Source organism: Pontibacter sp. FD36, assembly GCF_015686655.1.
Classification (GTDB): domain Bacteria; phylum Bacteroidota; class Bacteroidia; order Cytophagales; family Hymenobacteraceae; genus Pontibacter.
Genome location: NZ_JADPMP010000007.1, coordinates 25,743 through 37,224 on the forward strand (window position 1 = coordinate 25,743; position 11,482 = coordinate 37,224).

11 protein-coding genes are annotated in these 11,482 nt (G+C 48.0%); 5 read left to right on the forward strand and 6 right to left on the reverse strand.

Features of this window, described 5'->3' with window-relative positions; all coding sequences use genetic code 11:
• Positions 1-135 precede the first annotated feature (135 nt).
• The gene (locus tag I0P70_RS10795; protein WP_196117603.1) at positions 136-1,737 is read right to left on the reverse strand and encodes a peptide chain release factor 3; all 1,602 of its coding nucleotides are present in this window, start codon (positions 1,735-1,737) and stop codon (positions 136-138) included.
• A gap of 391 nt (positions 1,738-2,128) precedes the next feature.
• Between I0P70_RS10795 and gap the strand changes: the two genes are divergently transcribed.
• A complete protein-coding gene (gene gap / locus I0P70_RS10800) occupies positions 2,129-3,121 on the forward strand; it encodes a type I glyceraldehyde-3-phosphate dehydrogenase (protein WP_196117605.1) in 993 nt (330 codons plus the stop codon).
• Positions 3,122-3,309: 188 nt separating this feature from the next.
• On the opposite strand, the gene I0P70_RS10805 is transcribed toward gap, so the two are convergent.
• From I0P70_RS10805 to I0P70_RS10820, 4 genes are all read right to left on the reverse strand, one after another.
• Positions 3,310-4,059, reverse strand: coding sequence for a metallophosphoesterase (locus I0P70_RS10805; RefSeq protein WP_196117607.1), 750 nt, complete (start codon positions 4,057-4,059; stop codon positions 3,310-3,312).
• A gap of 148 nt (positions 4,060-4,207) precedes the next feature.
• The gene (locus I0P70_RS10810) at positions 4,208-5,329 is read right to left on the reverse strand and encodes a serine hydrolase domain-containing protein (protein WP_196117609.1); all 1,122 of its coding nucleotides are present in this window, start codon (positions 5,327-5,329) and stop codon (positions 4,208-4,210) included.
• Positions 5,330-5,442: 113 nt separating this feature from the next.
• Positions 5,443-7,878 (reverse strand): outer membrane beta-barrel family protein, encoded by a 2,436-nt coding sequence (locus I0P70_RS10815; protein ID WP_196117611.1) that lies wholly within the window; start codon positions 7,876-7,878, stop codon positions 5,443-5,445.
• Positions 7,879-8,214: 336 nt separating this feature from the next.
• Positions 8,215-8,475 carry a hypothetical protein gene (locus I0P70_RS10820; RefSeq protein ID WP_196117613.1) on the reverse strand — a complete coding sequence of 87 codons (261 nt, stop codon included), beginning with the start codon at positions 8,473-8,475 and terminating at the stop codon, positions 8,215-8,217.
• A gap of 295 nt (positions 8,476-8,770) precedes the next feature.
• Between I0P70_RS10820 and I0P70_RS10825 the strand changes: the two genes are divergently transcribed.
• The 3 genes from I0P70_RS10825 (at position 8,771) to I0P70_RS10835 (ending at position 10,104) form a co-directional block, all read left to right on the forward strand.
• A complete protein-coding gene (locus tag I0P70_RS10825) occupies positions 8,771-9,202 on the forward strand; it encodes an STAS/SEC14 domain-containing protein (RefSeq protein ID WP_196117615.1) in 432 nt (143 codons plus the stop codon).
• Between the two features lie 209 nt (positions 9,203-9,411).
• On the forward strand, positions 9,412-9,681 hold the full coding sequence (locus I0P70_RS10830) for a hypothetical protein (protein ID WP_196117617.1): 270 nt from the start codon (positions 9,412-9,414) through the stop codon (positions 9,679-9,681).
• Positions 9,682-9,789: 108 nt separating this feature from the next.
• Positions 9,790-10,104 (forward strand): DUF6122 family protein, encoded by a 315-nt coding sequence (locus I0P70_RS10835; protein WP_230392126.1) that lies wholly within the window; start codon positions 9,790-9,792, stop codon positions 10,102-10,104.
• Between the two features lie 183 nt (positions 10,105-10,287).
• On the opposite strand, the gene I0P70_RS10840 is transcribed toward I0P70_RS10835, so the two are convergent.
• Positions 10,288-10,929: a DUF3347 domain-containing protein gene (locus tag I0P70_RS10840; RefSeq protein WP_196117619.1), complete on the reverse strand. Its 642-nt coding sequence runs from the start codon at positions 10,927-10,929 to the stop codon at positions 10,288-10,290.
• 170 nt (positions 10,930-11,099) lie between these two features.
• Between I0P70_RS10840 and arsC the strand changes: the two genes are divergently transcribed.
• Positions 11,100-11,441 (forward strand): arsenate reductase (glutaredoxin), encoded by a 342-nt coding sequence (gene arsC, locus I0P70_RS10845; protein ID WP_196117621.1) that lies wholly within the window; start codon positions 11,100-11,102, stop codon positions 11,439-11,441.
• Positions 11,442-11,482 lie beyond the last annotated feature (41 nt).

Consider the following 11,482-nt stretch of genomic DNA (forward strand, 5'->3'; position numbering starts at 1 on the left):
AAGCTGGCATTGCGGACACAGGAATAGCGTGCGATCCTTTGGGCCTTGTAACTTTTCTGGTAGTTGCCAGTCGGCACACAAGGGACAAATCGGTTCGCTTCTATTTCCTGAGCTCCTGAGCATATCGCAGATTTTTTATCCCTGCCTTGCCGCCTCAAACTTGAAGTCGGAAGTAAAGTGGAAGTTCAGTTTCGGATAATGCTCCTGCACCGAGCGCAGCACCCACGACGTATCGGCAAAGAACACGGGGTTATCGTCTTTGTCATAGGCAATGTGACTGCCTTTGATGGCGATAAATCGGGCCAGCGCTTCTTTGTCATCCGACGTGATCCAGCAAGCTTTGTAATAGTTGAGAGGGTACAGGTCGCAGGTGGCACCGTACTCTTGCTTCAGGCGGAACTTGATCACGTCGAACTGCAGTTCACCTACCGTCCCGACGATCTTGCGACTACCCGGCTGTTGCATGAACAGCTGTGCTACACCCTCGTCCGTGAGCTGGCGTATACCTTTCTCCAGTTGCTTTGTCTTGAAAGGGTCCTTGTTGACTACTTCCTTGAAGATTTCCGGGGAGAAGCTCGGTATACCTTTGTATTGCAGCAGTTCGCCTTCCGTGAGCGTGTCGCCAATCTTGAAAGAGCCCGTGTCATACAGACCCACTACATCGCCTGGCCAGGCTTCTTCGAGCAGACTCTTTTCGTTGGCCATAAAGCTGGTGGGGCTGGAGAAGCGGATGCGCTTGTCGAGGCGGGTATGGTAGTAGAGCTTGTTGCGCTCAAACTTGCCGGAGCAGATCCTGCAAAAGGCAATACGGTCGCGGTGGTTCGGGTCGAGGTTGGCGTGTATCTTGAAGATAAAGCCGGTGAAGGCATTTTCCTCTGGCCGCACCTCCCGCTGTGAGGCCTGCACTGCTTGTGGAGATGGAGCGATCTTGACAAAGGTATCCAGCAATTCGCCCACGCCAAAGTTAAAAATAGCGCTACCGAAAAACACAGGAGCCAGATATCCCTCCTTGTACAGGTCGAGGTCGAAGTTTTCGTAAAACTCGTTCAGGAAATCAGTGTCGGACCGGAGCGTGTCAGCCGATTGCTTTCCGATGATCTCGTCCAGTTCCGAACTTTTGATGTCCTCGATCGCGATAACATCCTTGGTGAGTTGTTGTTTGTTGGCCGTGAAAAGACGGAGGTCCTTGTCGAACAGGTTGTAGACGCCTTTGAAAGTGGAGCCCATACCGATGGGCCAGCTCAGTGGCCGCACGTGGATGTTGAGCTCCCGCTCCAGCTCGTCGAGCAGTTCATAAGGGTCGCGGCCTTCGCGGTCCATCTTGTTGATGAAGACGATCACAGGCGTGTTGCGCATGCGGCATACCTGCATCAGGTTGCGGGTCTGTTCCTCCACACCTTTCACGCAGTCCACCACCAGGATCACACTATCCACGGCCGAGAGCGTACGGTAAGTGTCCTCGGCGAAGTCCTTGTGACCGGGTGTGTCCAAGATGTTGATCTTATGACCGGCATAGTCGAAACCCATCACCGAAGTGGCTACGGAGATACCACGCTGTTTCTCTATCTCCAGAAAGTCAGAAGTGGCGGATTTTGTGATTTTGTTGCTCTTGACAGCGCCTGCCGTATTGATGGCACCGCCGAACAAAAGCAACTTTTCGGTAAGTGTGGTTTTACCGGCATCGGGGTGGCTGATAATGGCAAACGTACGTCTGCGCAGGATTTCTTCTGAAACCATGAAGCTTAGAATAAGGCCAATCCTTGCGGATCAGCTATTTATGAAATAAAAGGTATAAGTATACTTGTTTTGTCTAAGACAGACAAAATGTAAATCAGGGGGGAGTAGGGACGCTATGTAAAAGTAAGGCGCACATTTGAGGATGCAAAAGTAGTGCTTATTTCGTTGAATCGCAAACCCTTGAGAAATTCTATCGCAGCAGAGGTGTTTGCCAGAAGCTGCATGTCAGCTAAACGTCCTTAAATGCCAAAGGGTGAATGCAGTTTGTATTGTAAAATCTTACACCCATGTAGGTGACTCCCCCAGCGGTTTTAGAGTATACCTATAATATGGATATGCCAACCCGACAATTAAAAATTTTATACATACTCATAAATTAATCTAAAAGACTATGGCGAAGATAAAAGTTGCAATCAATGGCTTTGGCCGTATCGGCAGGCTCACCTTCAGAGCCCTTCTCCGAAAGGAAAATGTTGAGGTGGTGGCCATTAACGACCTGACCGATACCAAAACACTGGCTCACCTGCTGAAGTATGATTCTGTGCACGGCCGCTTTAATGGTATCATAGAATCGACTGAGAAAAGTCTGATCGTGGATGGACAGGAAATTGGCGTGACAGCTGAACGGGAGCCCAGAAACCTGCCTTGGGAGAAGTTAGGTATAGACATTGTGCTCGAATCTACCGGGCGCTTTGTCGACGAAGCGGGGGCCTCCCAGCACCTGGAAGCCGGTGCAAGGAAGGTCGTGATCTCGGCACCAGCCAAGGGAAACATACCAACGGTGGTACTGGGTGTAAATGAAAACATCCTGACAGGTGACGAAAGAATCATCTCGAACGCATCCTGCACCTCCAACTGCCTGGCACCTATGGCGAAAGTACTCGACGACGCCTTTGGCATTGAGAAAGGCTACATGACCACCGTGCATGCTTACACGGCTGACCAGAACCTACAGGACGCTCCTCACAAGGATCTGCGCAGAGCCCGAGCCGCAGCCTACTCCATTATACCTACTACAACCGGGGCAGCCAAAGCGATTGGTCTGGTCATGCCGCACCTCAAAGGCAAACTGGATGGCGTGGCCATCAGGGTGCCTATACCTGCCGGCTCTCTCACCGATCTTACCTGTGTGCTGCAAAAGCCTGCTACCAAAGAGGAAGTAAACGCTGCCATGAAAAATGCGGCTGAAAGCTCAATGAGAGGAATTCTGGAGTATACGGAAGACCCGATCGTATCCATTGATATAGTCGGCAACAAACATTCCTGCATCCTTGACGGTGAGATGACCTCGGCAAATGGTACGCTCGTGAAAGTGGTCGGCTGGTACGACAACGAAGTAGGTTACTCCAATAGGTCTGCCGACCTGATCTCTAAAATCGGTTAATTTTTTCCGGTACAGGAAGCACTCAGCTACTTGCACCGGCTTGTTTGCTAATGCCGATCAATTTTTGGATGCACTACTGTGGAAGATACGCCTTATCCCTTGCCTTCGGATAAGCGGGCATTATAGGTATAGCTACAAACAAAAAGGAGGCTATTGGGCCTCCTTTTTGTTTCCATACAGTTTCAGGTCTACACCTCAAACAGAAAGAAAGGCTTCTCATAATCCGACTTCTGAAGCACCGGCTTCGACACGTTGAATACCTTCACACCAGTAGACGTTTCACCTTCCAGGGTACCTACGTGCGCATGGCCATGAAAGGCGGCGAGCACATTTCGACGGTTAAGCGGCTCTTCCAGGCGGGAGCAGCCCAGAAATGGATGTATGGCCTCAGGCTCCCCTTCGATGGTTGCCTGAATAGGAGAGTAGTGCAGCAGCGCAATCTTTTTCAGATCACCATGCTCACTGTCGATCTGCGACAGGGCGGCATCCAGCTTCAGGGCCTCCGTTACGGCCTCCTGCACAAAGTCTTTGTTTAGTTGCTCACCGAACATACCAAGCATATACCTGTCGAATCCGCCACCAAATCCTTTCACACCGGCAAAGCCCACATGCCCGATTACAGTAAAGTCGCCGTCGAGCAGTTTCAGGTTGGTCGGAGCAAATACCTTTCGCAATTTCTTCACCTGGTCATGGTCATAATCATGGTTTCCCAACACGGCCAGTACAGGTATAGAGCAGGCCTTCAGCTCCTCGGCCAGTACTTCGGCTTCGCTTTCGCGGCCGGTGTCAGTGAGGTCGCCGCACAGCAGGAGCACATCCGCCTCTTCCGATACATGCCTGAAAAAATCCGTCCATTTACCAGCGTCCTGCTCCTGCACATGTATGTCTCCCACAGCTGCTATTCTTAGTTTTTTATGTTCTGTGTTCTCTTCTTGCATGTTCCCTTTTTTGATTGATTGTATAACTACGTGCAAGGGCGGCATCAGGATAGGGCAGCGGTATAGCCGGTGAAAAATAAACAGCCCCCACACTTATATGTGCAGGGGCTGTGAGGTTTAACTGATTACCAGCTACAAGCAAAAGGTTTTATTTCAGATCTTCAATTAAACCCTTAACTGTTTTCATCAGCTTATCTGCCGTTTCGAGGTCACTTTGATTCGTGATGACTGAAATTCCTAAATTGTATTTTGGAAGAATGAAAAACCAATTCTGGCTCCCAAAAGCTCCACCATGGATACTAAAATACTTCCCATATTCTTCACTGTTTCTTACTGGCCAATAGTAAACCATCTCTCGACTTCCCCTCACATAAAGCGCCCGATGGGATTCGGCTACTGTGCTATTATTAGTATCTAATTGTAGCGCCATATAACTTACCAAATCTGGCATTGTTGTTTTAACTCCACCTGCCGCTCCAAACATAACAACTTCGTGAGGTACAAGATTGTTGGCCATTCCATAACCATTAGCCAGGTTTGTTTCTTTATCCTTTGGAAGACTTATTTGTGTGTCTCCCATATCAGCTGCTTTCTCAAAATATACTCTCAAAATTTCATCGAAAGTTTTTTGGTAGACATTCTCTAATATCTTTGCCATAAGTTCAGTGCCCACATTTGAGTACTGGTACTTTGCTCCTGGGACAGTATCCAACTTCACGTTATGCAGGTCTTTGAAGAAATCCTTTTTGCTGTACCCTTTCTGCATTTCGTAAAACCTGAATGGAAGACTTTCATTAAAGTCTGAAAGCAACTCGCTAATACTGTCGGGTAAAAATCGTGGCAACCTACTGGTGTGAGTCAGCAGATGTTTAATTTTGATTGGCTCATTTTGATATTCGAAATTTGGGAAATCCTCATTCAGATAATCCCGGATATCGTCTTCAAGACTTATTTTTTTGTCCAGCACTGCGTTTGCAACGAGAATTCCAGTAAAGGTTTTGCTGACAGATGCGATTTCATAAATTGTACTGTCAGATGGTCGATTGCCTTTTCCTTTATCTAACTCGCCGTAATGGGATGTGTATTTTTTGCCATCTTTATATATTCCGATTGAAACAGAATTTATTTTAGAGTCTAAAAGCAGTGAATCTGCATTCCTGTCCATCGAAAATTGAATTGGGTCATCTGCTATATTTTCCGTTTTTTCTTCAGGACTTCTACACCCTATAAATGCAAGAAGGTAAATGAGTAATACTGTTTGAATTTTCACTTATTGGGTCTGTTTGGTTGCTATTTATTAGCTGCAAATGTTTTTTGATTGTTGCCTGTTAATGATATACTTCTTAAAAATATTTTCAAGAAGTATATCATATATGAGAAGTCTTAATTCCCAGTGCGGTTGATCTCATCCAGATTTATGTTGCGTTTCTTCGCTTCGAATGCCTTTCCCTTGGCAAAGTTGTAGCGCAGGTTCACGCGGATGCTCTGGGCACCCTGGTACTGGTCAATGGCATTCAGATTGCCGTCGAGCAGGGTTTTTACGCGCAGCTCACGCGTTCTGAAGATGTCAGTGGCGTTAACAGACAGTGTCAGGCGATCGTCCATGAAGGTGCGCTTCAGACCGGCATCCAACCACCACTGGCTCTTGATCTCGTACAGACCGTACACCGCAGGACCCTGGAAGCCGGCGTTCAGCTCCATGCGCAGATTCTTCGGCAGCTGGATGTTCTGGTTGGACTGCAGGAAGAACAGCACCTGGTCATTTACAACGTTTTGTGCATTCACGTCTTTGGTATAGCGCTGGTAGGCCAGTGTAGCGGTGTTGTTCATCTCCCACTTGCCGGATAGCTGCACCGGCGCTACCAGCGTACCATACACGTTCTTATAATTCTCAATATTACGCTGCCCAAACACGGTGGTGTTGTCTTCGCTGTTGTAGGTTGGAATCTCACCGATAAAGTCAGTTGTAACCGAGTAGCCAAGCATCAGGTTGTAGCGCTGCTTCAGTGTCTGGGTCACCTCAAACGAGTTGGTATACTGCGGCTTCAGGTTCGGGTAGCCCTGCGACCAGGTATAAGGGTCGAGGTAGAAAATGAAGGGGTTAAGCTGGCCATAGTACGGACGGTTGATGCGGCGGCTGTACTTGTAGCTCACCTGGTAGTCGTCACTCACTTTCTGCTGCAGGAACAGGCTCGGGAACAGGTCGAGGTAGTCGCGCTTGGTGACATCGTTCAGTGTGATGGAGTTGCCTTCAGAAACAGTCTGCTCAGCACGAAGGCCTGCCATGATCTTCCAGTTTTCGCTCAGTTTGCCAGAGTAGTTGGCATAGCCTGCAAAAATGTTCTCAGTATAGACAAAGTGGCTGGTGCGGCGAGTGTCCAGCACCTGGCGACCGTCAGTTATTTCATAAAACAGCAGTTCATTGTCTGATACCACATGGCTGGCTTTGACACCAAGCTCCAGCTTACCGTCCTTGCCCAGTTTTTTGCCGAAGTCTACTTTTCCTGACAGGATATCGTAGCCGGTTGGGTTATAGCTGGTCAGGTGTTCCTGGCTTACCAGCTCATTGCCGTCCAGGGTGCGCTGTGTGTTCTTGAACACGAAGTCTGTCTCGTCGGTGATGCGGGCATAGTCGATGTCGGCTGACAGCGTGGTGCCCAGGGTGTCGAGCTTGCCATTGTAGTGCAGATTGAAAGTACCGTTGCGGTAGGTGCTGGCATGCTCGTTTGTAGCAGATATTTGGCGGCTATTGGCAGCGATTGGGCGGCGCAGGATAGACTCTGTGTTAAAGATACCCTCGTTGCTATTGTAGAACAGGTTGCTCATGAAACCCACACTGTGGCGATCGTTGATATCGTAGTCAGTGCCGAGGCGCAGGGTAGGTGCGATGCGCTCGCGCTCTTCGTAGCCTTCCTGGTCAAAAAAGCTGTTGCCGGCAGGGTCGTTGAAGATGCGCTCCATCTCCATGTCGCGGTAGTTCATACGGCGGGCAAAGTCCAGTCCGGCTGTGGTGTTCCACTTACCTGCTTTGTGGCTCAGGTCAAAACCTGTGTTGTACGAGTGCAGGCGGTTGTACTGGTAGCCGGCATACACGTTGCCGTTCATGCCAAAAGACTCGTTTTTCTTCAGGTTGATGTTGATGATGCCGGAGGCACCTTCCGCATCGTAGCGGGATGAAGGGTTGGTGATGATCTCTACATCCTTCAGGTTTTCCGCCGACATACCCTGCAGCAGGTTCTGTAGTTGCTTGCCAGACAGGTAGGACTGCTTGCCATTGATCATGACCTGCACGCCGGGCTTGCCGTTCAATGTGATGTTGCCATCCTGGTCTACCCATACGCCGGGAGACTTCTCAAGTACCTCATAGGCTGTACTGCCCTGTGCCAGCGCAGTACCCTCTACGCTCACTACCATCTTCTCGGCGTCGTTAGTAATGGTAGGGCGCATGGTCTGGATCGTTACTTCCTTCAGCGTCTTCACATCAGGCTTCACCTGCAGTTTGCCGAAGTCACGGCTGAAGTCAGGCCCTGTTACTTCAAACACCTCGGTAGTCAGGGGCAGATAGCCCAGGCCGCTCAATTTCAGCTTGTAGCTTCCCTTTGCAGGTGTTTTGATACGGAAGCTGCCATCCATTTCTGCGATGGCACCAGTCACGACTGCATCAGTAGAAGAAGAGAGCACAGCGACGTTCACGAATCCCAGGCCTTCGCCTTTCTCGTCCAGCACGGTACCTGTTAACCAGCCTTCGTTCTGAGCTAATGCACTGTGCGCCAATGCTATGAGGATAAGCAGGAAGAAAAATTGTAATGACTTTTTCATAGTAGTATTTTGTTAGCGTGTATGGTAATAGGATGATGCAAAGCTAGTATATAGTACTTTGTTATGCAAGGTACTGTTTGATATATTATATGAATCACCTGAAATTATCCGTTAACAGCTCAAAAATTCCGACGAACGAAATTCAAATCCGGGAAATTTCGATGAAGGCGGGGAGGGGCTGGTCCGCCTGATGATTTTGCTAATAGAGGCTTATTGGAGGGCAGGGGTTGCTCTGGAGCACCACATTTTTTTGACAAAGCAAAAAAATACCTGGTTACCCTTACGGATAGCCAGGTGATGTTAACCGGGCAAATGAATGTGTAACTGTACTTTACGCTAATTCGCTAGCGGGCAAAGGCGATCATATTGTTTCGGGTGCTTTCTCTTGATCAGGCGCAGCATATAGCGGAATACGAAATAGTTTTCCCGCTTACGCTCCTCCTGGCCAAGTGATTTTCGGTAGTCCAGCGTTTCCAGCAGACTGGCAGTATCCTGGTAGAGGAGGTAACTATAGACTTTAAAAAAGCACTTTCGCACGCTTTTTTGCTGTACTTCTGTACCCGTAACTTCGACCAGGGCTCTTCTCAAATTGTCCATTTTTAACGCCTCTATATTATAATTATGCTATTATTTACTGCATATTCTCATGTTTAAAGCTCAAAGCTACCAGTTGATGTGCAGAGATAAAATGACATTTATCACTTTAATAACCAATGGATTATGGAATTGTAGATGCTACTGTTGAAAGGCATAACAGGCACAATGGGTTCCGTTTACCTTCAAAAATAGTGGGTTAGATAACAGAATTGTCAATTTTACACAATAGTAACAACAGCCTAAGTATTTTCACGTTATATGAATATAGCAGTAAATAATAGACTGTTATATAGATATGAAATCACCACCTTACCTTCAAGTACATTATGATCCGGAACAGAGCTTGATTTCGAGCCATTGGCTGCGGGTTGTAGACAGTGCCGAGTACCGGCAGGCGCTGGTAAACATCTGTCAGCAGCTGTATAAATCTAATGCCCTGGCCTGGCTGGTGGACTTCAGCCGTATGACAAGCCCTACTATGCGCGATCAGAACTGGACCATAGAACTGCTAAGTCACAGTTTACCCCACACCAAACTCCGCAAACTGGCACTTGTGCTCCCTGACGATCTTTTCCTAGAGGTTGTGGTAGAGAAAGTAAGCTACGGTTTGATGAGCATGTCTAATAACAAAGTACAGATAGGCCACTTTACCGACCCGCACACAGCTCAACAGTGGCTGGTAGCCTCAGGCGATCCGTGTGAGGGCCTCTTCCGTTATGCTTCCTAGCTAAATCTGCTGATCACCTGAAATAATGGTAAATACACCGCACCGCAGGGTGTGAGGAAGAATTTACTGGGTAAAAGGGAGATTACAGGTAAAATTTCTGAATTAAATTGAAAAAATTGAGGATTATCATGAAATATTCATGAACTTTTTAAGAAGAGTTCATGTAATGAAATTGCTATTAACTTATAATCCTTTGCACATACATTACTATGAAAGAGCTTGAGAGAATCCAAAAGGCACTACGGCACAGCAACACCCTTGTACTGAAAGACCGTGAAAAGAAGGTAGAGTGTTCTTTTATAAAGGAAGGACTGGTTTACGACAATTTCCAGATTGAGAACAACGTACTGGCGACAGCCCTGCAGGAAGCAAGTCTGAACGGTATCGTGGAGGGCTTCCATTTTGAGCGTCTCAAAAACACCTACGAGTGGTTTGCGCTGCGTGTGAAATCCAGGATGCTTTTAGATACTCTGAAATAGTTAATTCCCATAGCTATAGAAAAGGCCCTTTGCTAGACGCTGGCAAGGGGCTTTTTTATGCGCCTTGATAAAGGTAACTTATACAGTGCTCATGTAGTACTGTGCTGTATGACCTTATCCCTTTCCTTTGTCATTCACATGTTCCTGCATCTGGCTGTGCCGCTGGCATTTGCAGCTTTATTTTACAGAGAGCAGTTCACCAGGGCTTCTCTGATCATGCTGGCAGGTCTGGCCATTGACGCTGACCATCTGCTTGTCAGACCAATTCTCGACCCCTGGCGCTGCAGCGTGGGCTTCCATTTATTGCATCAATACTGGCTTATACCTCTTTATGTAGTCCTGGCCCTTATACCCAAAACCCGGCTGATCGGGCTCGGACTTGTCATCCACATCTTCCTCGATTGGATAGATTGTTATATGTGATGGAGTGATTTTATGGATGGAGAAATTTAGAAAAGCAAAAGGGCTGATCAATTCCTGATCAGCCCTTTTGAAGTATGTGGGATTATGGTAAGTGCTCTTGGAGTTTAGAATGCATTCTGCCTGCGCGTTTCCTGCAGTTTTCAGTCACGCAATCCTCCACTCACACAACCCTGCATTCATTTACTAATTAAACACTTCCTCGTTGCTGCCGCACTTGAGCATGCTGCTGCCGAAGTATGGGTTGCGGATTTCTGGTTTGGTGCTCACCCAGTAGGCACCCTGGTTGTTGTTTACCATCGGGCAATGCTGGTAGTATACTTTCTGGTCGGTGGCGCCAAAGGCTTTGGTCAGTGAGAACACAGCTTCTGACAGGTCTTCCAGTTGGTTGCGCTGCTCGCCCAGGTCGTTGGTGCCGGCAATGGCAGCGGCGGCATTGCGTACTTTTTCAATCTGCTCTTCAGCAAATTCTTTCTGCTCAGGTACCTGCAGTGTCGCTACAGGCATGGCGTTCGCTGAGGTCAGCACGGCATTGGCAGCTTCTTTGGCCGCCTCCGGGTCAGACTCTACCATGGCGTCTTTCAGCACGATGTATTCGTCCAGCATTTGTGACAGATTACGTGTCATAGGCTCGGCTACTGAATCAAAAGTAGGTGTTTCTACTACCACTGTACCTGTGGCAGGCATGTTATCGCCGTGCGCCATGCCATCATGGTGCTCGTGGTCATGCTCTTCTGTAGCATCAGCCTGCTGCTGGTTGTTGTCCGATGAACAGGAAGCGAAGGCAAACATAGCTACCAGCGCTGCGAAGAATGTTGTCTTTTTCATAATGGTTTATTAGGAAATAGAAAGGTTGGTTACTAAAGTGAAATAAAACGGATGCCCCGGCCGGGCTCTCTTTTTTTGCAAAGTTAAGCTTTTTGGCGAAATGAAGGTAAAGGGGCTGCTTTAGCCTTGTAGTTGCTTTTACGTATCTTTGAACAAATCAAGTTTTAGAGATGGTTACGATCTATCATAACAACAGATGCAGCAAGAGCCGCCAGACGCTGGAGCTGCTGCGCGAAAAAGGAGAGGAGCTCCAGGTGGTGGAATACCTGAAGGACACACCTCCCGCACAGGAACTGAAAGCAGTGCTGCAGAAGCTGGGTCTGAAGCCAGAACAAGTGCTGCGCAAAGGCGAACAGGTATACAAGGAGCAGTACGCTGGTAAGAGTTATACCGACGAGGAGTGGCTGCAGATCATGGCCGAAAATCCGATCCTGATCGAGCGCCCTATCGTGGTGAAAGGTGACAAAGCAGCTATCGGGCGTCCACCAGAAAAGGTGCTTGAGATTCTGTAAGAGCTAGTTGACAGGTATAAGGTATAGCGGCTATACCTCAT